At 65.4% G+C, this 21,500-nt stretch carries 21 protein-coding genes; 19 read left to right on the forward strand and 2 right to left on the reverse strand.

Annotated features, from left to right (window positions below; translation table 11 throughout):
• Nucleotides 1-137 precede the first annotated feature (137 nt).
• From U1839_RS11670 to U1839_RS11685, 4 genes are read left to right on the forward strand one after another with little or no spacing between them, the layout of a single operon-like run.
• The gene (locus U1839_RS11670; protein ID WP_332803792.1) at nucleotides 138-1,544 is read left to right on the forward strand and encodes a Dyp-type peroxidase; all 1,407 of its coding nucleotides are present in this window, start codon (nucleotides 138-140) and stop codon (nucleotides 1,542-1,544) included.
• The gene (locus U1839_RS11675; protein ID WP_332803793.1) at nucleotides 1,541-2,461 is read left to right on the forward strand and encodes a trypsin-like serine peptidase; all 921 of its coding nucleotides are present in this window, start codon (nucleotides 1,541-1,543) and stop codon (nucleotides 2,459-2,461) included. Before U1839_RS11670 ends, U1839_RS11675 begins: the two co-directional genes overlap by 4 nt.
• Nucleotides 2,462-2,512: 51 nt before the next feature.
• A complete protein-coding gene (locus U1839_RS11680; protein WP_332803794.1) occupies nucleotides 2,513-3,028 on the forward strand; it encodes a hypothetical protein in 516 nt (171 codons plus the stop codon).
• A gap of 40 nt (nucleotides 3,029-3,068) precedes the next feature.
• Nucleotides 3,069-4,166, forward strand: coding sequence for a hypothetical protein (locus U1839_RS11685; RefSeq protein WP_332803795.1), 1,098 nt, complete (start codon nucleotides 3,069-3,071; stop codon nucleotides 4,164-4,166).
• 125 nt (nucleotides 4,167-4,291) lie between these two features.
• Here U1839_RS11685 and U1839_RS11690 read toward each other — a convergent pair whose 3' ends face one another.
• Nucleotides 4,292-4,969 (reverse strand): acyl-homoserine-lactone synthase, encoded by a 678-nt coding sequence (locus tag U1839_RS11690; protein ID WP_332803796.1) that lies wholly within the window; start codon nucleotides 4,967-4,969, stop codon nucleotides 4,292-4,294.
• Between the two features lie 288 nt (nucleotides 4,970-5,257).
• On the opposite strand from U1839_RS11690, the gene U1839_RS11695 reads away from it, so the two are divergent.
• A complete protein-coding gene (locus tag U1839_RS11695; protein ID WP_332803797.1) occupies nucleotides 5,258-6,388 on the forward strand; it encodes a patatin-like phospholipase family protein in 1,131 nt (376 codons plus the stop codon).
• A 39-nt stretch (nucleotides 6,389-6,427) separates the two neighbouring features.
• Here U1839_RS11695 and U1839_RS11700 read toward each other — a convergent pair whose 3' ends face one another.
• Nucleotides 6,428-6,697 (reverse strand): hypothetical protein, encoded by a 270-nt coding sequence (locus U1839_RS11700; protein ID WP_332803798.1) that lies wholly within the window; start codon nucleotides 6,695-6,697, stop codon nucleotides 6,428-6,430.
• Nucleotides 6,698-6,798: 101 nt separating this feature from the next.
• Between U1839_RS11700 and U1839_RS11705 the strand changes: the two genes are divergently transcribed.
• The 14 genes from U1839_RS11705 (at nucleotide 6,799) to U1839_RS11770 (ending at nucleotide 21,498) form a co-directional block, all read left to right on the forward strand.
• The gene (locus U1839_RS11705) at nucleotides 6,799-7,815 is read left to right on the forward strand and encodes a zinc-dependent alcohol dehydrogenase family protein (protein WP_332803799.1); all 1,017 of its coding nucleotides are present in this window, start codon (nucleotides 6,799-6,801) and stop codon (nucleotides 7,813-7,815) included.
• Nucleotides 7,805-8,368: a VOC family protein gene (locus U1839_RS11710; RefSeq protein ID WP_332803800.1), complete on the forward strand. Its 564-nt coding sequence runs from the start codon at nucleotides 7,805-7,807 to the stop codon at nucleotides 8,366-8,368. The genes U1839_RS11705 and U1839_RS11710 overlap by 11 nt, the downstream gene beginning before the upstream one ends.
• 102 nt (nucleotides 8,369-8,470) lie before the next feature.
• Nucleotides 8,471-9,721 (forward strand): MFS transporter, encoded by a 1,251-nt coding sequence (locus U1839_RS11715; protein WP_332803801.1) that lies wholly within the window; start codon nucleotides 8,471-8,473, stop codon nucleotides 9,719-9,721.
• Entirely contained in the window at nucleotides 9,718-10,653 is a 936-nt protein-coding gene (locus U1839_RS11720; RefSeq protein WP_332803802.1) for a helix-turn-helix domain-containing protein, read from the forward strand. The genes U1839_RS11715 and U1839_RS11720 overlap by 4 nt, the downstream gene beginning before the upstream one ends.
• Nucleotides 10,654-10,840: 187 nt before the next feature.
• The gene (locus tag U1839_RS11725) at nucleotides 10,841-13,432 is read left to right on the forward strand and encodes a TonB-dependent receptor (protein ID WP_332803803.1); all 2,592 of its coding nucleotides are present in this window, start codon (nucleotides 10,841-10,843) and stop codon (nucleotides 13,430-13,432) included.
• A gap of 58 nt (nucleotides 13,433-13,490) precedes the next feature.
• Nucleotides 13,491-14,024: a 2,4'-dihydroxyacetophenone dioxygenase family protein gene (locus tag U1839_RS11730; protein WP_332803804.1), complete on the forward strand. Its 534-nt coding sequence runs from the start codon at nucleotides 13,491-13,493 to the stop codon at nucleotides 14,022-14,024.
• 13 nt (nucleotides 14,025-14,037) lie between these two features.
• Nucleotides 14,038-14,577 (forward strand): 2,4'-dihydroxyacetophenone dioxygenase family protein, encoded by a 540-nt coding sequence (locus U1839_RS11735; RefSeq protein WP_332803805.1) that lies wholly within the window; start codon nucleotides 14,038-14,040, stop codon nucleotides 14,575-14,577.
• An 11-nt stretch (nucleotides 14,578-14,588) separates the two neighbouring features.
• The gene (locus tag U1839_RS11740; RefSeq protein ID WP_332803806.1) at nucleotides 14,589-15,122 is read left to right on the forward strand and encodes a 2,4'-dihydroxyacetophenone dioxygenase family protein; all 534 of its coding nucleotides are present in this window, start codon (nucleotides 14,589-14,591) and stop codon (nucleotides 15,120-15,122) included.
• Nucleotides 15,123-15,129: 7 nt separating this feature from the next.
• Nucleotides 15,130-15,978 (forward strand): SDR family NAD(P)-dependent oxidoreductase, encoded by an 849-nt coding sequence (locus tag U1839_RS11745; protein ID WP_332803807.1) that lies wholly within the window; start codon nucleotides 15,130-15,132, stop codon nucleotides 15,976-15,978.
• Between the two features lie 51 nt (nucleotides 15,979-16,029).
• The gene (locus tag U1839_RS11750) at nucleotides 16,030-17,031 is read left to right on the forward strand and encodes an alcohol dehydrogenase catalytic domain-containing protein (protein WP_332803808.1); all 1,002 of its coding nucleotides are present in this window, start codon (nucleotides 16,030-16,032) and stop codon (nucleotides 17,029-17,031) included.
• 49 nt (nucleotides 17,032-17,080) lie between these two features.
• Nucleotides 17,081-18,046 (forward strand): AraC-like ligand-binding domain-containing protein, encoded by a 966-nt coding sequence (locus U1839_RS11755; protein WP_332803809.1) that lies wholly within the window; start codon nucleotides 17,081-17,083, stop codon nucleotides 18,044-18,046.
• Between the two features lie 116 nt (nucleotides 18,047-18,162).
• Nucleotides 18,163-20,004, forward strand: a complete 1,842-nt coding sequence (locus U1839_RS11760) for a PEP-utilizing enzyme (protein WP_332803810.1) — start codon at nucleotides 18,163-18,165, stop codon at nucleotides 20,002-20,004.
• Nucleotides 19,997-21,037 carry a PEP/pyruvate-binding domain-containing protein gene (locus U1839_RS11765; protein WP_332803811.1) on the forward strand — a complete coding sequence of 347 codons (1,041 nt, stop codon included), beginning with the start codon at nucleotides 19,997-19,999 and terminating at the stop codon, nucleotides 21,035-21,037. Before U1839_RS11760 ends, U1839_RS11765 begins: the two co-directional genes overlap by 8 nt.
• The gene (locus tag U1839_RS11770; RefSeq protein ID WP_332803812.1) at nucleotides 21,034-21,498 is read left to right on the forward strand and encodes an acetyl-CoA carboxylase biotin carboxyl carrier protein; all 465 of its coding nucleotides are present in this window, start codon (nucleotides 21,034-21,036) and stop codon (nucleotides 21,496-21,498) included. Before U1839_RS11765 ends, U1839_RS11770 begins: the two co-directional genes overlap by 4 nt.
• Nucleotides 21,499-21,500: the final 2 nt, after the last annotated feature.

Raw genomic sequence — 21,500 nt, forward strand, 5'->3', positions numbered from 1 at the left:
TCTAGCCGAGCCGCCGATCTATTCACGCAATTTTTCACCGACGGCGAACGGGACTTTCACGGTCGGCGGACACGACTGTCGTAATCGGCCTTGTCGTCCGCTTTCTGGGCGAACCGATTTAGGCCGGGGAGCACACCATGCCGTTGACCGACTCAGACTTGAGCGCGCCGATCGATTGGACCGATCCGCGTTTCCATCCCATGCTGTCGGACCTGCAGGGGCACATCCTCAAGCACCACGGACGCGATCACGCCAACCACCTTTTCCTCCGGTTCGGAGGGAACGCGCAGCAGACGAGGACTGCGGTGGCTCGGATCGGCAAGCACGTCCTTTCCGCGCTCGACCAGCTGCGTCAGGTCGAGGCGCACAAGTCGCCGCTCGCGCAGGACGGCGGAACCGCCCTGTTCCTGTATCTGAGTGCGACCGGCTATGCCAAGATCGGCCTAGCGCCTCCGGCCGATCCGGCCTTCCGCGCCGGCATGCGGAATCGTGGCAACCTCTCGGACCCGCCACCCGCGACGTGGGAAGAACACCACGCCGCCGAGGTGGACGCTTTGCTGATAATTGCTGACGCCACCGACACCAAGGCGACGGCGGTGGAGAGCAACTTCATGCCGATCCTGACTGCGGGCGGTATCGTCGTCGTGGGCAGGGACGTCGGCCGCGCGCTGAAGGACGCAGGCGGCGTGGGACACGAGCATTTCGGCTACGTCGATGGTATAAGTCAGCCGCTACTGCTCGCCGACGACGTCGCGCGCGAGGCTGCGCAGATGGGGACGGACCGTTGGGATCCGGCCTTCGGGCCTCTGGACGCAGCGCTCGTCCGCGATCCCGGCGGCGCCTCGCCAGACAGCTTCGGCAGCTACCTGGTATACCGCAAGCTCGAGCAGAACGTCCGCGGTTTCAAGAAGGCCGAGCGCGCGCTCGCCACGGCGTTGGCCATCGCTGACGACGACGACCAGCGGGAGCGGGCGGGAGCGATGGTCGTGGGCCGGTTCGAGAACGGCACGCCGGTCGCGCTGTCAGGCATCGATGCCCCCGCCAATGCCACGAACAACTTCAACTACGCCCTGCCGGCGGGCGCGAGCGATCCCGATGGGCGGAAGTGTCCGTTCCAGGCGCACATCCGCAAGGCCAATCCGCGGGGCGATACGGGCGATGGCGCTGGCGAGCGCCCCCACCTGATGCCACGCCGTGGGATTCCGTTCGGGGAGCGCTCGGATGACTGGACCGATGACGACGACGACACCAAGCCTGATCGCGGTGTCGGCCTCCTCTTCATGGCGTTCAACCGCGACATCGGACGGCAGTTTGAATTCACCCAGACCGCGTGGGTGGACAACCCTGACTTCATATTCGGGCGCGGTCGACCCGGGTTGGATCCCGTCATCGGGCAGGGGCAGCGCGAGCCGCAGCAGTGGCGGGCAGCCTGGGACGATGCCGCGGGCGCGACCGTAGCGTTTCAGTTCGACCAGTTCGTCACCCTTCGCGGGGGCGAATACTATTACGCGCCGCCGATCAGCCTCCTCACGGGGTTGCAATGACCAAGCAGGAGTCCAAGGTCCTTAGCGACCTGGGCGTAGGTGCCCGGGAATATTTCCGGCACTCGACGCTCACTCCGGTGAAGGTGGTCGGCGACGACGACCAGAGCGCGCAGGAGCTGGGCAAGGTTCTGGCGGGCATGCGCTCGCTCGGGCCCCCGGACGAGGAGAAGCTGATCGGGCACGACGACCGTTTCGCGCGGGGGGCTCTCGAGGCAAGCGTTTATCCATGGGTTAGGATCTGCCGCCTCCGCCTGCGCTGCCCCGACCAAGATGGGCAGCCCGTCAGCTCGGCGTGCATCGGGACCGGTTGGTTCGCCGGTCCGAAGACGATTATCACCGCCGGTCATGTGCTGTATGACGTCGACTGGCCCGGGCGCGTCGAGACGACGCCGGCGTGGGGGGCGATGGCGGACGTGTGGATCGGCTACCGCGAGGGGCTGGCGCTCGGCCATGCGAACTCGGCCCGGTTCCGGGTCACAAACGCCTGGAAGGATTTCGTCGACGGCGGCGCGGATGAAGCCTCGCGCCGCTCGCAGATCGACATCGGTTGCATCCAGCTCGGCGAGGCGCTGTTCGACTTCCCCAAGTTCTTCGACCTGAACGGCTTCGGCGACGCCGCGCTCGCCGGCCGGCTCGCGACGATTTCCGGTTACCCGACCGACCGCGACAACGCGCAGATCCAGTATAGCGGTTCCGGCAAGATCGGCGATGTGTCGCCGTCCTTCTTCTACCACATGATCGATACCTTCGGTGGCCAGAGCGGCGCGCCGGTGTGGCTTGGCGGGACCGGTGTCACGCAGCCCTCGGTCGTTGGCGTCCACACGGGTGGCAGCGAGGAGGAGGCCCGCAACTGGGCGGTCAGGATGACGAGCGACGTGAAGGCGCTGATCCAGCAGTGGGTGGATGAGAACCCGTGAGGCTCACCGCGCCCGCGATCCGGGTATCGCGAGGCTAAAGGAGAACGCGAGGTGGGGAACCTGCAATCCGTATCGAACGATCCGCCCGTCGCGGCGCCTCCTCCGGCGCAGCCCGAGGCCGCGCAGGCGTTCGATCCGATCGATAAGGTCGACCCGGTCGACGGGCAGCTCGGGCAGCCCACAACGGCAGCGACGCCGAAGCCGCCGGTCGACTTCGTGACGATCGTGACGGCCGTCGTTATCCTGGGACTCTTCGCATGGCTCTTCGCCTTCATGCTGAAGACGGGCGTCCCCTCCGACGACTGGGATCGCTACGTCGCGCTCTACAACAGCGTGCAGTCGATCGTCGCGGCAGCGGTAGGGGCGCTGCTCGGCGCGCACGTCAGCGCGGGGCAGGCCGTGGTCGCCAAGGCCGAGGGCGACGTGGCTAGGGCGCGGGCGGACAGGCTTGAGGGCAACATCAAGACCTTCCAGGCGGATGTCGCGAAGGCCGGACTGACCGCCGAATCCGGTGACCTGGACACCCAAGCGCGCCTGCTCGCACGGTCGATAACGCTTCTCCACTGACCGCTTCAAACCAGCAACAGTTTTTGAAAGGGGAACGAGCATGAAGATTGCACCTTTAGCAGCGGCTGCCAGCCTGGTGGTCGCGGGTTGCGCGCAGACGCCCCGCGCGACGATCAGCTATCCGCTGGCCCGCACCGACGCGGCCATCTCGGTCGTCCGAACGATCAAGTGCGACAAGGACGACGTGCCGCATGTCGTCGACCTCCCGACGGTCGCGGTCACGTTCTCCGCCGATCCGAACGCCACAGGAACGCTGAACACCTCGAAGCTTGACGGTGTCTTCGCGGACACAAGCCTCGACATCGGCTTCACGGCAGATCAGCGTCTGAAGACAGTGAACACGGAGTCGATCGGGCAGGGCGAGGCCATCCTCAAGTCGGCGATCTCGCTCGCATCGTCGGTCTTCTTCCCCAAGGCTGGTTCCGAACGTGCGCCGGATCCGACGGGCATGCCGACGGCTGCGGACATTAAGAGCCAGTGCGCGGACCTCAACAGGACCTTCGGCACTGAAGCGATGACCATTACATATGCGGGCTCCCTCGACCTGCCGGAGACCAGCGGGAAGACGGCCGCGGCGATCGCGGCGAACCGCAGCATGGACTTCAGGCTGCAGCCGGTGCCGCAGGATCTCGACCGGAGCAGGCGCTTCGCCGCGCTACTCGGGAGCGTATGTGCCCGCTTCCATGCGCTGGACGCGCCGAAGGCGCCGGTCTCCGAGCTCGTCGCTCCCGGTGGCTACGCGACGCTCACAGCCCGGCAGCCTCGCGCGGCCGTGCTCCGCATCGCCGTCAGCCCCAGCACCGACGTCTGCCCGGTGGACGGCCGGCCGGGCTTCATCTGGGCGGGCAGGCTCGCCGTCGGGCAGTTGGGTACCCTCTACCAGATTCCGATCCCGCGTGCCGCCGTGTTCGGGAAGCAGACATTCGAGCTGGAGCTCGACGAAAGCGGGGGCCTCACCAAGATCAAGTATGGCAAGTCGACGGGCGCGGGCGCGGCCATCGCGACCGGCCAGGCGGGCGTCGACGCGGTTAAGCCGCCGACCGCGGCGGACCAAGCGGCGGCGATCGAGGCAGAAATCGCGCTGCGCAAGGCACAGGACCACCGCGCCAAGTGCCTCGCCGACCCGACGGCCTGCTGAGCCGAGGCGGCGACGTCGCAGGTGGGTATCCGATCAGCAGCTTCTCGCCGATCACGGGCAAAGTTGGAGGGCTGAGCCGTCGACTCGACTTAGGGAATTCGGCCGTTCGAGGAAGTGCAAGGTTCTCATGTCCTTCTGGTCTGGCCGACACGGTAGGAATCGGGCCTCCTTTGCGAGACGGCCGCCTGCCCATGTCCGGACAGAGTTATAGCCGCGATTGTGTGTTTGCTATCAATGCGAAATTTGCCATTCGAGCGGCGTATTGAAGAATTGGCGCCGCATTTGCTCTTGATCGTGCTGGGCAGCCAGATGCCGGCCGCTTCGAGCAGGCCGGGTGTCTCGGGTGAAATGCGGATGTCGAGACCGCCGATCATGCCCGAGGCGTGCCGGACGGGTGCGCCAAGCGGGCGGCAGTCCCAGCCGAAGCGCAGGATTTGCTGCAGCCAGGCCATGCCGGCGACGCCGGTGTAGCGCACAATTCCGTGCGCCAGCGCGTGCTCGACGAGCGCGGTGATAAGGCGATTGCGCGCGGTCCGCCGCTCGGCCGCGCTCAGGTCGCGGTCGAGGCAGAAGCGGGTGATCTCGAAGATGGTGTCGCCCGTCGGCACGCCGTCCGCGCAGAGCTCGGGAAAGACGGTGCCGAGGATGTGCGACCGCGTCGTCGGGAGGAGGCGGGCCGAGGTGAGATGCGTGCCGGCGCGATCGGTCAGGATAAGGTAATCGGCATGTTCGTCGTCGAACCCGTCGATCTCAAATGTGCCGTCGAGCGCCGGGAGGTCCCATTTGAGCAGGTCGATGAACACCCGCTCGAGCGCCGATTGCCGCATCGCGATCCGGCAAGAAAGACCTCGGCCGGGGCCGCCGCAATGACAGGCAAGCTGACCTCGGGACCGGTCGCTGATAGCGGGCGACGCGGATCGCCGACGGTGCGCGACGCAGCCTCGCCCGCGTCCATCAGGTCGCGTCAGGTAGGATCACGTTTCACGTTTCTTTTGTCGGCCCGTGTTGCGATGCAACAAATTACTGCTACAAGCATCGGCACGGGCATTCCTGCGCCGCCCGCGGCGGATCTTTGCCCGAAAAGGCCAACCATGGCCGACCAGTTGATCGCGATCATCTTGCAAGGCGGCGGGGCGCTTGGCGCCTATCAGGCCGGCGTGTTCGAGAACCTTGCGGCGCATGAGATCGTACCCGATTGGATCATCGGCACTTCGATCGGCGCGATCATCGCCGGCAACGAGCCCGAGCGTCGTGTCGAACGGCTGACAGCTTTCTGGCAATCGATGGCGCCCGCCCCCTCCTGGCTCGACGCATGGGGTCCGCGGGGCTGGGCGGGCGTGTTCAATCCCTTCGCGCCGCTGCTCGCGTCGATCTCGAAGAACCAGGCGATCATCTCGGCGATGACCCAGGGTATTGATGGTTTCTTCCAACCCCGGCCGGGCGCGAGCCTCGATCCCGCCGCGCCGGTGCCGCTCAATCAGGCCGGCTTCTACGATACGGTACCGCTGCGTCGGACGCTGCTCAAACATGTCGATTTCGACTATCTCAATGACGGTCCGGTGCGCCTCAGCGTCTGCGCCGTCGACATCGAGACGGCCGAATTTCACGTGTTCGATACGACCGACAAATCGCATGGTCGGATCGGGCCGGAGCATATCATGGCGAGCGGCGCGCTGCCGCCGGCTTTTCCGCCGATCCTGATTGACAGCCGCGCTTATTGGGACGGTGGGATCTATTCCAACACGCCGCTTGAGGTTTTGCTCAACGAGGGGCGCAATCGCGACGCGCTGGTGTTCATGGTCGATCTCTGGGATCCGACCGAACTGCTGCCGAGCTCGATGTCGGGGGTGATGGATCGCATGAAGTCGATCCAATATACCGGCCGCACGACCGCGCAGATCCAGGTCAGGAGGCGGATCGAGGATCTGCAAAAGGCCATTCGTCTGCTGTCCGAGGCAGTGCCGGCGGCACTGCGCGACGACCCCGAGATCGCGAAACTTGCCGCCAAGGGCACTGACCGCACGGTGAATGTCGTCCGGCTCATCATGGAGGCGATCGAGGGGGACGATCAGTTCCGCGACGTCGATTTCACGCGCGCGACGGTCAACGCGCGCTGGGCGGCGGGCAAGGCCGATATCGCTCGCGCGTTGCGGCACAAGGCCTGGCTCAAGCCCGTCCCGCCGCATGCCGGGCTCGTCATCCACGAACTGGAACAGCGTTAAGAGGTGTCATGGCCGAGGAAGAAATCCGCGCCAACGCCTTCAAGCGCGCTTCTGACACGCCGCGACATTGGTGATCGACCCCGTTCTGCGGAACAGGCCGATCGCGCGTGCGCGTTCGATCGTCGCAATGGCATCCCGGCGACAAGCCTTGCGAAAGGCGTCGTCGCGGGTTGCCGGGTCCGCTGGGGACGCGCGCAGCTCGGCGATTGCCTGGGCCAGCCGCGCCTCGAGCGTGTCCGTGACGAGACGCAGCGTCACCCGTTCGTCGGTATCGCGGGAGGGGTCTGTCGCCTGCGGATTGGTCTTCATCGCGACATTCTTCCCCTTTGCGCAGTTGATCAAACCGCTTGCTTTACATACAATCTAGCGACAGAATTCGGCCCGTACAAAGCAAAAAAGTGGGAGAGCATATGCGGATGTGGCAACTGCGCGCCGGCGCGCACTCGCTCGATGATCTGACGATGGTCGAGCAGGACAGGCCGAGCCCGGGCGCGGGCGAGGTGCTGATTCGCGTCCATGCCTGCTCGCTCAATTACCGCGACCAGATGATCGTTCAGGGGCATTATTTCGGCGGTTCGATCGATCGGGATATCACGCCCTTGTCCGATGGCGCCGGGATCGTCGAGGCGGTCGGGTCGGGCGTCGTCGGCACGAAGCCCGGCGATCGGGTAGCCGGGACCTTTTTCCAGAACTGGCGAGCGGGGCCGCCCGTGCCAAATCCCGGTGTGGCGCTGGGCGCCGTGCCGGCGCCGGGCATGCTCAGCGAATATGTCGTCCTGCCCGAACATGGTATCGTGCCGATCGCCGAAAGCCTGTCGTTCGAGGAAGCTGCGACATTGCCGTGCGCCGGCGTCACCGCGTGGAACGCGCTGATGGAGGGGCCGCGCGCCGTTGGGCCGGGCCGCAGCGTGCTGCTGCTCGGTACCGGCGGTGTCTCGCTACTGGCGCTGGCGATCGCCAAGGCGGCCGGCGCGCGGGTCATCGCCACCTCGTCGTCCGACGAGAAGCTCGCCCGCATTCGCGCGCTCGGTGCCGACGCGGCGATCAACTATCGTACGACCCCCAACTGGGGTGCCGCGGCGGCGGAGCTTGCCGGCGGTGGGGTCGATCACGTCGTCGAGGTCGGCGGCGCGGGTACGCTCCAGCAATCGATGGCGGCGGTCGGCTTCGGCGGCGAGGTCGCGCTGATCGGGGTGCTGACGCGCGAGGGCGAAACCGGGCCGCACGCCCTGATGTTCAAGGGCGCCAGCCTGCGCGGCATCTTCGTCGGCTCGGCAGCCATGGCGATCGCGCTCAACCGCGCGATCGACGTGACCGGGATCAAACCGGTCATCGGCCGCGTCTTCGGATTCGATGAGGCGCGGCAGGCCTATGAATATCAGGCCTCGGCCGATCTGTTCGGCAAGGTCGTGATCCGTGTCAATTGAACCGCGCCAACCCGGGCGGCTGCTCGGTTTCGGGCAGCGCGTCGGCGGCATCACGCAGATGGCCTATGTCGTCGAGGACATGGAGGCCGCGATCGCGCATTGGGTGCGCGATACGGGGACCGGGCCGTGGTTCCTGCTCGAGAGTTTCACGGGCGCCGATCACGTCTACCGCGGAACCCCGTCGCGCGCCGATGTGCGCATCGCGATGGCCTTTGCCGGCCATATGCAGATCGAACTGATCCAGCCCAAGGACGGCCACCCATCGGTGTACCGCGAGACGATCGAGCGGCGCGGCTATGGCTTCCACCATGTCGGGATCGCTTGCGAAGATGTCGACGCCGAGACCGAAGCCTATCTGGCGCGAGGTTATACGCTTGCCTTCACGGCGGGCGTCCCGACGGGCGGGCATGTCGCTTATCTCGATGGCGGGGAAGGCCATCCGCATTTCGTCGAGCTGATCCCGGCGACGTCGGGAATGGACACTGCCTTCACCGCCTTCTGGCGGGCGTCGGTGGGGTGGGATGGCCGCGATCCGATCCGATCCTTCATCTGATCCGATGGGCTTGTCGGCAAAGTGTCGGTATTGTATGTCATGCGTACAATAGATACTGCGTCGGCCCAGGCCGGATGACAGTCGAACCACGAGAGGGACAGTATGGCGACCAAGGCCGGCAATCGATCCACGCCGTACCAGGTGCTGCTCGTCGGGCTGCTCAGCCTGAACTTCGGCATCGTCTTCTTCGACCGCAACTCGCTCAACTTTCTCATGCCCTTCGTGAAGCCCGAACTCGGTCTCACCAATGAACAGGTCGGCATCTTCCAGAGCGGCTTGTCGCTGACCTGGGCGCTCGCCGCGTTCGGCATCGGCCGGCTGTCCGACAAGACCGGCAACCGCAAGCTCCTGCTCGTCGGCGCGACGCTGATCTTCTCGGTCTGTTCGTTCCTCACCGGGCTCGCCCAGGGCTTCGCGCTGCTGCTCGGCGCGCGGCTGCTGATGGGTGCGGCGGAGGGTGGCGTAATGCCGATCAGCCACGCGATGGTCGCGAGCGAAGTGTCGGCGGAACGACGCGGTCTGGCGCAAGGGATCGCGCAGAATTTCGGCTCGAACCTGCTCGGCTCGTTCGTCGCCCCCGTCCTGCTGGTATCCTTCGCTGCCGCCTTTGGCTGGCGTCAGGCCTTTTACCTCGCCGGCATCCCCGGCCTGATCAGCGCCGGACTGATCTGGTTCCTGATCCGCGAGCCGGCCGTCCCCGCGCCGGTGGTCGATCCGGCATCCGGCAAGGAATCGCCCTGGACGGTGCTGCGCGAGCGCAACGTCCTGCTGTGCTGCCTGCTGTCGGTGATCCTGGTTTCCTATCTGGTGACCTGCTGGGTGTTCATGCCGCTCTATTTGACCGAGGTGCGCGGTTATTCCCCAGGCACGATGCAATGGCTGATGGGCACGCTCGGCATCTCCGCGACGATCGGCAGCTTCGCGATCTCTGGCCTGTCCGACCGCATCGGCCGCCGCCCGGTGATGATCGCCATGCCGCTGATCGGTGCGATACTGCCGCTCGGCGCGATGTTCTTCGGCGGCTCGCCCTGGGGGCTGGCCGTGATCTTCTTCTTCGGCTGGGGCCTCAATGGCATCTTCCCGTTGTTCATGGCCACGGTGCCGTCGGAAAGCGTCGACCCGCGCCGCACCGCCACCGCGCTCGGCCTGTGCATGGGCTCGGGCGAGGTCCTTGGCGGTGTCCTCGCGCCGTGGATCGCGGGTCGCTGGGCGGACGCCACGAGCCTTGCCGCGCCACTGTGGATGATGCTCGGCCTGACGATCCTCGCCGGCCTCGTCGCGACCGGCCTGCGCGAAACGGCGCCGCGTATCGTCGCGCGCCGCAAGGGCGGGCTGCAGGAGGCGATCGCATGAGCGCGGCGCAGAAGTTCGATACGCTCGGCCTCGCTCCGGTCGAACGCCTGCCGTTCTGGAACGACCTGGTCGATCGGGTCTATACCGGCACCTGGGTCAATACCGCGACCGACGACTTTTCCGCCGAAATGTGGCGCTGGAAGGTCGGCGAACTCAACATGATCCGGCCGCGGTCGGATCCGTCGCAGGTCGGGCGCGCGGCGGATCGCTCGACCGACGAGGAGCAGATCGTCCTTCATCTCCAGCGGCGCGGCACGTCGATCCATCGCCAGGACCGGAATGAGGCGACGCTGATGCCAGGCGACTTCGTGCTGCTCTCGGCGGCGCGACCCTATGTCATCGATCTTCCGACCGCGCATGAGATGCTGGTCGTCCAGTTCCCGCGGCGACTGATCGAGAGCAAGGTGCCCGCGCTCGATGACCGGATCGGCGTCGCCATCTCGGGCGCCGGTGCAGGCGTGCGCGTGTTCCACGATTTCCTGCTGTCGCTGTGGCATCAATCGGATCTCAGCGAGGCAGATCCCGACTGGCAGGCTGGCGTGGCAACCGTCTTTGCCGACCTGACAGCGCTCGCCGTCAACGTCACGCGGTCGGCGCCGCCGCGGCCGGCGGGTGGACAGATGCGTGCCCGCGTCCTGTCGCTGGTCAATGCGCGGCTGGGTGATCCCGATCTGCGCACCGCGACGATCGCCGAGGAACTGGGCATCAGCGCGCGCACCGTCCAGAATGTCTTCGCCGCGATGGGCACCACCCCCGTCGGCCACGTCCTTGGACAGCGGCTGGCACGCGCCGCCGAGATGCTCGCCAACAATCCCGAACTCAGCGTGACCGAAATCGCGTTCGATCTCGGGTTCAACGACAGCGCCTATTTCTCGCGTTGTTTTCGCCAGCATTACGGCATGACACCCAGCGGCTATCGCGCGGGCACATGATCGGCCCGTGTCGCGCCGCGCATTTGCGCGGGTGACCGCAAGCGCCTTGTTTTACGCATCTTCCATCAATTGCGCACCAGTCCGGCCCTATTTCGCTCCAGTGCAAGACCGCGCGCTCCCCGACACCTAATCAGGATGGCGACGGACCATCGCGATAACCGCGAGGCCGCTAGGGGAGGAAGTCGACATGGTCGATCCGCGCATCACCGTTTCGTTGGGGGCACTTGCCGTTGCATTGCTGACACCTGTCGTGGCCCAGGCCCAGGCGGGCACGCCTGCGGCGAAGCCCGCGCCCGCCGCCGGGGCCGATCAGGCAGCGCAGCAGGCCGACACCGGGGGTATTCCCGACATCGTCGTGACCGCGCAGAAGCGCTCCGAGAATGTCCAGAACGTGCCGATCTCGATCTCGGCGTTCACCGCCGTGGCCCTGGAAGAGCGCGCGGTCACCAGTGTCTCCGCGCTATCGAATATCTCGCCGAACGTGACGCTCGATGCAGGCACGCCCTTTTCGGGTTCGAGCCAGGTCCTGTCCGCCTATATCCGCGGAATCGGCGCCAATGACTTCGCGTTCAACATCGATCCGGGTGTCGGCATCTATCTCGATGGCGTCTATCTTGCGCGGTCTGTCGGCGCGAACCAGGACCTGCCCGACGTGGAGCGTGTCGAGGTCCTCAAGGGACCGCAGGGCACGCTGTTCGGTCGCAACACGATCGGCGGCGCGATCTCGATCGTGACTCACGATCCGGGCGACCATTTCCGCTTCGTCGGCAGCGTGATGACGGGCAGCTACAATCTGATCAACGTGAAGGGCACGGTCGACATGCCGATCGCGCAGGGCCTGTCGTCGTCGCTCAGCTTTTCGGTCAATAATCGCAGCGGCTATCTCCATCGCGTACCCTATCCTGGTGCCACGAATTATGCCGAGGATCCGATCACCGCGATGAAGGCCTCGGGCTATGACAATGTCGGTTATGGCACCGAGGGCGGCGACAAAACCTACAATTTGCGCGGCAAGATTCGCTATAACAATGGCGGTGCTTTTCGGATGACGATCAGCGGTGATTATAGCCGCACCGATACGTCGCAAATCGCCAACAAGCTGCTTACGACTTTTCCTGCCGTGTTCGCCGGCACTTACAACTGCGCCATTGCCGGCAACCCGACGACGACCGTCGGTGGTGTTACCGGGCCGTGCGATTCCTTCATCGGCGGCCCACCTTCGGCGGCGTTCACGGCGCGGCGCGGCGGCTTGACCGGCCTGTTCGACCTGCCGGCGATCTTCGGTGTCAACGCCGACGCCAACCCCGACAACAATCGTCTGCCCTATGACAACCGGTTCGTCACCAACAGCATCGACACCAGCTATGCCAATGGTAATAATTTCAACAAGTTGAATCAGGGCGGTGCGTCGCTGACACTGGAATATGATCTGGGCAGCAACGCCATGATCAAATCCATCACCGCCCATCGCGAGCTGCACTGGAAGGTCGGGACGGATCTCGATGGGTCGCCGCTCGACTTCCTGCACACCAGCTTCTCGATGAACCAGAAGCAGTTCAGCCAGGAACTGCAGCTTACCGGCAGCGCGATCGACAAGCGCCTGAAGTATGTGCTCGGCGCCTATTACTTCAAGGAATCGGGCGACCTGCACGACTATGTGACGTTCGCGGAAGGCTTGCTGCAGGTCGATGGTCCGAACAATCTCGCGACCAAGAATTACGCCTTTTACGGGCAGGTCGACTTCGCGCTCACCGAGCAGTTGGGCATCACGCTGGGCGGTCGCTACACGCATGAGGACAAGACCTTCGAGGGCTTCCAATCCGATGCGAACGGGTTGAATTACAAGCTGGCGCAATTCTTCGGCGATCCGAATTGCGCCTCGCTCAATCCGATCAGCAATCAGTGTCGGCTCGACAACAGCTTCCCCAATGCAGGCCAGCCGCTGCGCTATTACATTGCCGGGGAGCAGCATAAGAGCTTCAGCAATTTCTCCCCGAAGGTAGGTCTGCAATACCATCCGACGGATGACGTGATGCTCTATGTGAGCTATTCGAAGGGCTACAAAACCGGCGGTTGGACGACGCGCCTGTCCAACCCGCTGCCCTATGCCCCCGGCTTCGGGCCAGAGCATGCGACGACCTATGAAGCGGGCGTCAAATCCCAGTTTCTCGGCCGACACGTGCAAATCAACGGCGCGGCATTCCTGACCAACTATGATGGGATCCAGCTGAACTTCCAGCAGGGCGTCTCGCCGACCATCCAGAACGCGGGCAACGCCAGGATCAAGGGCTTCGAACTGGAGGCGACCGTCGCGCCGGGTGGCGGCTTCACGCTGACCGGCTCGGTTGGCTACACCGACGCCTACTATACCAGCGTGCTGACCGGCGCGCAGGTGGCTCCATCGGCATTGCAGGCAGGCGTCTTCCAGGGGGCGACGCTGCCCAAGACACCGAAGTGGAAGGTCAATCTCAGCCCGCGCTATGAGGCGGGCCTGGGTAGCCACGGCACGCTGATCTTGCTGGGTGACGTGACCTTTACCTCGAGCATGAAGAACGACACCGAAGGGACCTTCCTGCTCGATCGTCCGAGCACCACGATGCTCAACGGCAGCGTGACATACCGGGAGCCGGGCGAGAAGTGGACGCTGACCGTGGGCGGGACCAACCTCACCAATGGGCGGTATCTCACAACCGGTCAGGCCCAGTTGGCCGGCGGCCAGATCTACGGCACCTATAATCGGCCGACCGAATGGTACGCCCGGCTTGGCGTGAAGTTCTGACACCGGCGGGGAGCGGCTCCGCGCCGCTCCCCCACTTTTTACGGAGAAATAGGTTTCCATGCCCGAGGAAGCGAAGGCCGAATTCTGGCGCGATATCAAACCGATCAAGCAGGTGTTCCGCGAAGGGGGGCTTCCCGAGATCTACGCCTCCAAGATCGCGGAGGGTGACGAACGCTACTGCGTGCCGATTAGCGAGACCGTGTCGTCGAAGCCCGTGTGGATCAGCCCTTCGAAAAACATGTGGGCCGATGTGCTGATGTCGAAGAGCGCCGGGCTGGTGAACCGGCATTATCACCCCCACCCGATCTGGGCATACACGATCAGCGGCAAATGGGCGTATCTCGAGCACGACTGGACCGCCACGGCGGGCGATTTCGTCTACGAAACGCCGGGCGAGAGCCACACGCTGGTCTGCTACGAACATGCCGATCCGATGAAGGTCTTCTTCGTCGTGTCGGGCCCGCTGATGTGGCTCGACGAGGACGGCAATACGACCGGCCACTACGATGTCTACGACTACATCGCCGCCGCACGCGCTCATTACGACAAGGTCGGCATCGGCGCCGATTACGTCGATACGCTCATCCGCTGACAGGAATCTCCCCATGGCCACCATTATGAAAGCCCCGCCGTCGAGCAAGGCGGAGATTGTCGACGTCCCCTTTGCCTATCGCGAGATCGTCCAGCGCCTGAGCCCAGGCGGGCGCTACATCGACGCGCAGACCGACGACGACAGCCCGTGGGTTCCCTTTGGCGACAACGCGGCGATCAAGCACATGGCGTTCGACGTGCGGCAGGGAATCTTCTCGAACATCCTGTGGATCAAGCAGCCGGGGGTGATCGGAACGCATCTCCACCGCGGCACGATCATGATGGTCTGCCTCGAAGGCAGCGTGAAATATCTCGAATATGACTGGGTTGCCTCGCCCGGTGGGCTGATCCTCGAGGTGCCCGGCGAAAGTCATACGCTCGTCACCGACCATCCGAACGGCGTCAAGCTGTTCGGCTGGATGCAGGGGCCGATCGAATTCTACGACGAGAACGCGAAACTGATCGAAACCGCTGACGTCTGGTGGTTCATCAACCATTATGAGACGCATTGCCGCGAGCACGGCATCCCGCTCAATCCCAAACTCTACATCTGAGGAAGCGCAGCATGGCCACCATGACCGCGCCGCCGTCGAGCGCGTACAAGATCGTCGATATCGCCGAACCCTATCTCAACCTGATCCGCGCGCGCGGGCAGGAAGGGACATATGTCGGGTCATCCGAGCTGGAGAGCCCCTGGGTGCCGTTCGGCGACAACGCCGCGATCCGGCATCTCGCCTTCGACGTGCGGCAGAACATCTATTGCAACATCCTGTGGATCAAGTCGCCCGGTGTCATCGGCACGCACAAGCATCGCGGGCCGGTATGGGCGGTCGGGCTCGAAGGCTCGTTCCGCTACCTCGAATATGACTGGGTGTGTCGCCCGGGCGATTTCATCACCGAGACGCCGGGCACCGCGCACACGCTCGTCACCGACGACCCCAACGGCATGAAGGCGCTGTTCTGGATGCAGGGCGCGAACGAATTCTACGACGCCGACGGCAACCACGTCGAGACGCTCGATGTGTGGTGGTTCATGAACCACTACGAGACTTATTGCGCCGAGCACGGCCTCGCGATCAACAAGCAGCTCTATCTGTGAGCGCGCGATGAAGACGCTCGATCAGTTCGACATCGCCGGCCGTTCGGCACTCGTCACCGGTGCGGCCTCGGGCATCGGCCTCGCTTATGCCGAGGTCATGGCCGAAGCGGGGGCGAGCGTGACCCTGGCCGACATCGACAGCGCGGGCGCCGAACGCGAGGCGGCACGTCTGCGCGCCGAGGGGCATGAGGCGCGCGCGGTCGCCTGCGACGTCGCCGATCTCGCGCAGGTTGCGGCGGCGTTCGACGGTCACGTCGCGGCCTTTGGCGGGTGCGACATCGCCTTTGCCAATGCCGGCTGGGATGCCGGCGAAGGTTTCTGGACCCCCGACAACCACCGCAACCCGGCGGGGCAGATCGACGTCTACGATCCCGAACGCTGGTACCGATCGATCGGCATCAACTTGACCGGCGTGTTCCACACCATCCGCGAGGCGGCCCGCGTGATGAAGCGCAACGAGGAGAATAGCGGGCGCTGCGGCGGGTCGATCATCTGCACCTCGTCGAACGCGGCGGAAGTCAACGAGGCGATCGTCGGCCTGCCCTACATGCCGGCCAAGGCCGGGGTGAAGCACCTGATGCGCCACGCCGCATACGAACTTGCCGCCTATGGCATCCGCGTCAACGCGATCGCGCCGGGGCCGTTCGTCACCAATATCGGCGGCGGCTGGCTCAAGAAGAATCCCGATGCGCGCAAGGCATGGGACGAACTGGTGCCGGTCGGCCGCGTCGCCGAAACGCACCAGATCAAGCCGCTAGCCCTGCTGCTGGCGTCGGACGCATCGAGCTACATGACCGGCAGCCACGTGATGATCGACGGCGGGATGCAACTCGGTCCCGTCAAGCCGCTCGACTGATGTCGTGGTCGGCAGGCGCGCTGTCATGTCTCGTCTCGGAGGCCTGACGCAATGCGCGCCGTCGTCATGCAGGGGCTGCACCAGCCGCTGAAGGTGGAAACCCTTCCCGATCCTACCCCCAAGGCAGGCGAGGTCGTCGTGTGCGTTGCGCGGTGCGGCATCTGCGGGTCGGATCTCCACATGACCGAGGACGCGGCCTATGGTAAGGGCGTCGGCGACGTGCTCGGCCACGAATTCGCGGGCGAGGTCGTTGCGCTCGGGCGCGGCGTCGAGGGCGTGGCGCTCGGCGATCTCGTCTCGGTGATCCCGCTCGCCAGTTGCGGCCATTGCGCCTCTTGCCTGGCGGGGGAGCCGGCGTGGTGCGCGCAATTCGGACTCCAGGGCGGGGGCTATGCCGAATATGCCGTGACTCGCCCGAACCAGTGCGTCCGACTGCCGAAATCGGCCAGCCTTGCCGACGGCGCGATCATCGAGCCGCTCGCGGTCGCGCTCCACGGCGTCAACATGAGCGGCATGCGGACCGGCGACCGCGTGCTGATCCTGGGTGCCGGGCCGATCGGCCTCGCGGTCGCCTTCTGGGCGCGGCGGCGTGGCGCGGCCAAGGTCGTGGTGCAGGATATCGCCGCATTCCAGCGCGATCGTGCGGTCGCTATGGGGGCGTCGGACTTCGTCGTCGACCCCGCCGACCCGATCGCCTCGGCCGAGCGCGCGCTTGGCGGCCAGGCGGACGTGGTGTTCGAATGCGTCGGAATACCGGGGTTGATCGCGCAGGCCGTCGCGCAGGTACGCAATCGCGGTACCATCCTGTTACTCGGACTATGTACGCGGCCTGATACGTTCAACAGCTTCGCGATGCTGTCGAAGGAGGTCCGGCTCGTCACCTCGGCTTTTTTCACCCGGCAGGAATATGAGGCGGCGCTCGACGCACTCGATGCCGGCGCGGCCGAACCCCGGCTTCTCGTCACCGATACGATCGCGCTGGACGACACCCCCGGGCGCTTCGAAGCGCTCCGGCATCGCGGCCATGACTGCAAGGTGCTCATCGCGCCATGACATTAGCCTTGGGGCGCGGAATCTGGCACAATCGTCGCCAGGAGAAGTGATGCTGCCCGCGACCGAATCCCTGGTTCCGTGTAACGACACGCGATGGTCCTCGCGCGGCCTCGCCCGTCGCGCCGCGATCGGCCAGTGGCAGGAATGGGCAGCGCGAACGATTGCGCCGATCGACGTCAGCATCAGTGACACGGACGGCTTCGAGGCAGGGTGGCGCAGCTACGGCCTGGGCGAACTGCGCTTCCTCCATTTGCAGGCGCCGGCTCAGCGTGTCGTTCACCGCGGCACCGGCAGCGCGGGGCGTGCGGCGCCGGCGATCCAGCTGGTCTATGCCAGGCGAGGCGCGCTCGAGACGCAGATCGCCGGCACCGCCTTTACCTTGCGCCCCGGCGAATTCGTCCTGCTCGACAATACCCGCTTCTACCAGATGGACATGGCCGAGCCGCATGAGGCGCTCGACCTGATGATGCCGCGCGCGTGGATCGAACGCTGGCTGCCCGATCCGGATGCACTACTCGCGCGACCGCTGTCGGCACGCAGCGGCTGGGGTGCACCGCTTGGCAGCCTGATCGAGGCGATGGCGCTCCATCTCGACGACAGTCCGGCAATGCGGCCATTGCTCGCCGAGCGGATCGGCGCCTTGCTGACGCTGGCCGGTAACCCGCACGAGACTGTTCCTGCGCGGCATCGCGACGAACTGGCGATGCGCATCCTGCGCCGCATCCGCCGTGACTATGCAGATGCCGATCTGTCTCCGCGGCACGTCGCGATCAGCTTGGGCATCTCGACCCGGCACCTCCAGGCGTTGCTTGCCGCACAGGGCACGAGTTTCGTGCAGGAATTGACGCTGGCGCGGCTCGATCGCGCGGGCGACCTGCTGCGCGACCGACGCTCCGCGCAACTCGCGATCGCCGAGATTGCCTTCCGCTGCGGCTTCCTCGATCCGGCCTATTTCGCTCGCCGTTTCCGCCGGCGCTTCGGCGTGTCGCCGCGCGACTGGCGCGCCAGCGCCTGACCGTCATGCGCATTCGTCGCACAGATCGTGCGCGCGAATCCTACTCGGGCGAGCACCCCCGGCGCTAAAGCCATCGCTCAGAGCGCGAAACTGCGCCGGGTGAGGCAAGAGGACCGATGGCAGACGACATCAAGAGCTTTCCGCTGCCGAGTTCGATCGCGGTCGTGCCGGGGACCGAAGCAGCGCAGGCCGCCTATCCCTATTACACGCAATTCGTGCCCGAGGACGACGACCGCTTCTGGTTCTACAATTCGATGCATTTTCCCGAGCCGATGCACCATTTCGACATGGTGACGGCGGAGGCCGCCTATTGCGCGCTCGGCGCGTTCAACACGCGCGTCCATGTCCTGCCGACGACCAAGGGCATCGACCACCGGATCATCAACGGCCGCGTTTATATCGGCGGCGTTGCGGTGACCGACCCGGAAGAGATCGCCGAGCGCCAGGCGCTCTTCCAGCAGCGCGCCTTCTATTATTACGAGCATTGGGAGCGGCTCTACGACCAGTGGAAGGTCAAGATGAAGCTGCTGATCGAGGAGGCGCTAGCGCTGCCCAAGGTCGAGCTGCCCGAATGGGAACCGATCGAGACGACGCACAGCGGCAAGGGCGTCGCGGCCAATCATGCCCTGCTCGACATCTACCGGAAACAGCTCGAGGGCTATTACCGGATGTGGCACCATCATTTCGAGTTTCTGCTGCTCGGTTATGGCGCCTATTTGACCTTCTTCGATTTCTGCAAGCGCGCCTTCCCTGAAATCTCCGATCAGACCGTCAGCCGCATGGTCGCGGGGATGGAAGCCGAGATCTTCCGCCCCGACGAGGAAGTGAAGCGGCTTGCGCGATGCGCGCTCGATCTGTCCGTCGACGAGGCGTTCGTCGAGGGAATGACCGTCGAGGAGATGTTCGCCGGGCTCGATTCGCTCGGCAATAGCGGCGCGGCCTGGCGCGATGAGCTGGAGACGAGCCGCAACCCATGGTTCAACGTCAATGTCGGCGACGGCTTCTACCATTATCACCGGTCGTGGAACGACGACCTGTCGCTGCCCTTCTCGGCGCTGCCCGGCTATATCGCCAAGCTGCGCGCCGGCGAGGAGGTTGCGCGGCCGGTCGCACAACTGGTGCGCGAGCGCGAGCAACTCGTCGCCGACTATCGCGAACTGCTCGACACCGACGAGGATCGCGCCACCTACGATCAGCTGATCACGCTCGCGCACCGCGTCTTCCCCTATGTCGAGGGGCACAAATTCTATTGCGAGCATTGGTACACCAACCTGTTCTTCAACAAGATCAGGGAGTTCGGCGCATTGCTCGTCGCAAACGGCTTCTTCGCGGAGGAAGCCGATGTGTTCCACCTCACGCATTACGAGTTGGAAAGCGCGATCGTCGACCTCTCGCTCGCCTGGTCGAGCGGATCGACGCCGCTCGGGCCGAAGCGCTGGCCCGCCATTGTCGCCGAGCGCAAGGCGGCGATCGCCACCTGGGCGCAGCACCGCGTGCCGCCGGCGCTCGGCATCGTGCCCGACGTCATCGACGATCCCGCGATCGTGATGCTGTGGGGCATCACGCGCGACAATCTCGATCGCTGGCTGTCCGATGACGGCGAGGATGACGGCCGCGAGCTCAAGGGGTTCGCCGCATCCTCCGGCGTCGTCGAGGGGCCCGCGCGCGTCGTCACGTCGGCGGCCGAGATCGGCACGCTGCGGCAGGGCGAGATTCTCGTCTGCCAGGTAACCAACCCGAGCTGGGCGCCGATCTTCCAGAAGATCGCCGCCGCGGTGTCGGATATCGGCGGATCGATGAGCCATATGGCGATCGTCGCGCGCGAATATGGCCTGCCGGCGGTTGTCGGCACCGGCTCGGCGACCCAGCGCATCCGCACCGGCCAGATGATCCGCGTCGATGGCGGGCGCGGCGTGGTCACGATCCTCGACGATGTGCAGGTGCCCGAAAATGCCTGACGCGATTGCCTGGTTTCGCGATGTCGGCATCGATGATCGGCCGACCGTCGGTGGCAAGGGCGCCAGCCTCGGCGAACTGACCGGGGCCGGCATCGCGGTGCCGGCGGGCTTCGTCGTGACGACGCGCGCCTTCGAGCTGTTCCTCGCCACGCTGGAAGCGCGCGCGCCCGTCCGCAGCCGGATCGACGCCTGCGATGCCGGCGATCTCGACGCGGTCACCGCGCTGTCGCGCGAGTTGCGCGGCCGCGTCGAGGCCGAACCGCTGCCTGACGAGGTCGAACACGCGCTGCTCGCTGCTTATCGCGAGTTGTGCGACGGCGCCGGCGTGCCGGTAGCGGTGCGATCCTCGGCCACCACCGAAGACGCGGCCGATGCGAGCTTTGCAGGCCTGCAGGATACCTTCCTGTGGGTGATCGATCCGGCCGACCTGCTGGCGCGCGTCCGCGAATGCTGGGGCAGTCTCTACTCGGTCGAGAGCATCACCTATCGCCGGCGTCAGGGCCTGCCCGAAACCGGGGTTGCGATGGCCGTGGTCGTCCAGCGGATGGTGGACGCGCGGGTCGCGGGTGTGATGTTCACGCGCAGCCCGACGACGGGGGACAAGTCGGTCATCACGATCGAGGGCGCCTGGGGGCTCGGTTCCGCCGTCGTGTCGGGCGAGGTGACGCCCGATCGCTGGGTCATCGGCAAGATCACCGGCGAGATTTCGACGCGCGACATTTCCGACAAGCATATCGAACACCTTCCCCTTGCCACGGGTGGCGTCGAGGAACGCGCCATTGTCGACCAGCGCCGCCGCGTGGCGTGCCTCGACGACGCCACGCTGCAGAAGCTCCGCGAGATCGGTCGTGCCGTCGAGCGGCATTACGGCAGTGCGCAGGACATCGAATGGGCGGTCGATAATGAGGGGAATGTGCTCTTGTTGCAGAGCAGGCCGGAAACCGTGTGGTCGACGAAAAGCACCGCGCCCGTCGCCACGCCGCTTGCCAATCCCCTGGCGCATGTGATGGGCGTGTTCGGAGTTCGGCGATGACCATTACCACCGCCGAAGTCGACCGCATCATCGCGTTGCTCGAGGCCTCGCGCTTCGACCGGCTCAGTCTCGAAATGGACGGGCTCAAGCTTGAGTTGGTACGTGCCGGCGCGGGTTCACCCCCGATTCCGGTTCGCCTTCAGTCTGCTGTACCCGTGGCCGAGCCGTCGATTCCGGCACCCGCGCCCCCACCGCCGGCTGCTGCGCGGGAAGTCGGGCTGATCGAGGTGACGTCGCCGCTGCTCGGCATCTATTACCGTGCGCCGCGACCCGGTGAGGCGCCGTTCGTCGAGGTCGGCGCGCGCGTCGAGGCGGAGACGATCGTTGGGATCGTCGAGGTCATGAAGCTGATGAACACCGCGCGCGCCGGCGTCTCGGGCGAGGTGGTCGAAATCCTCGCCGCCAACGGCGAACTGGTCGAGCATGGCGAGCTGTTGATGCTCGTGCGGCCGGACCGCTGACG

The organism is Parasphingomonas halimpatiens (assembly GCF_036663795.1).
In the GTDB taxonomy this organism is placed as follows: Bacteria; Pseudomonadota; Alphaproteobacteria; order Sphingomonadales; family Sphingomonadaceae; genus Sphingomonas.

Coding starts and splice junctions, on each gene's coding strand:
- U1839_RS11740 (WP_332803806.1), top strand. CDS start 14,589: ATGGCCACCATGACCGCGCCGCCGTCGAGCGCGTACAAGATCGTCGAT.
- U1839_RS11700 (WP_332803798.1), bottom strand. CDS start 6,697: ATGAAGACCAATCCGCAGGCGACAGACCCCTCCCGCGATACCGACGAA.
- U1839_RS11670 (WP_332803792.1), top strand. CDS start 138: ATGCCGTTGACCGACTCAGACTTGAGCGCGCCGATCGATTGGACCGAT.
- U1839_RS11735 (WP_332803805.1), top strand. CDS start 14,038: ATGGCCACCATTATGAAAGCCCCGCCGTCGAGCAAGGCGGAGATTGTC.
- U1839_RS11695 (WP_332803797.1), top strand. CDS start 5,258: ATGGCCGACCAGTTGATCGCGATCATCTTGCAAGGCGGCGGGGCGCTT.
- U1839_RS11770 (WP_332803812.1), top strand. CDS start 21,034: ATGACCATTACCACCGCCGAAGTCGACCGCATCATCGCGTTGCTCGAG.
- U1839_RS11675 (WP_332803793.1), top strand. CDS start 1,541: ATGACCAAGCAGGAGTCCAAGGTCCTTAGCGACCTGGGCGTAGGTGCC.
- U1839_RS11725 (WP_332803803.1), top strand. CDS start 10,841: ATGGTCGATCCGCGCATCACCGTTTCGTTGGGGGCACTTGCCGTTGCA.
- U1839_RS11765 (WP_332803811.1), top strand. CDS start 19,997: ATGCCTGACGCGATTGCCTGGTTTCGCGATGTCGGCATCGATGATCGG.
- U1839_RS11745 (WP_332803807.1), top strand. CDS start 15,130: ATGAAGACGCTCGATCAGTTCGACATCGCCGGCCGTTCGGCACTCGTC.
- U1839_RS11715 (WP_332803801.1), top strand. CDS start 8,471: ATGGCGACCAAGGCCGGCAATCGATCCACGCCGTACCAGGTGCTGCTC.
- U1839_RS11720 (WP_332803802.1), top strand. CDS start 9,718: ATGAGCGCGGCGCAGAAGTTCGATACGCTCGGCCTCGCTCCGGTCGAA.
- U1839_RS11730 (WP_332803804.1), top strand. CDS start 13,491: ATGCCCGAGGAAGCGAAGGCCGAATTCTGGCGCGATATCAAACCGATC.
- U1839_RS11685 (WP_332803795.1), top strand. CDS start 3,069: ATGAAGATTGCACCTTTAGCAGCGGCTGCCAGCCTGGTGGTCGCGGGT.
- U1839_RS11760 (WP_332803810.1), top strand. CDS start 18,163: ATGGCAGACGACATCAAGAGCTTTCCGCTGCCGAGTTCGATCGCGGTC.
- U1839_RS11750 (WP_332803808.1), top strand. CDS start 16,030: ATGCGCGCCGTCGTCATGCAGGGGCTGCACCAGCCGCTGAAGGTGGAA.
- U1839_RS11705 (WP_332803799.1), top strand. CDS start 6,799: ATGCGGATGTGGCAACTGCGCGCCGGCGCGCACTCGCTCGATGATCTG.
- U1839_RS11755 (WP_332803809.1), top strand. CDS start 17,081: ATGCTGCCCGCGACCGAATCCCTGGTTCCGTGTAACGACACGCGATGG.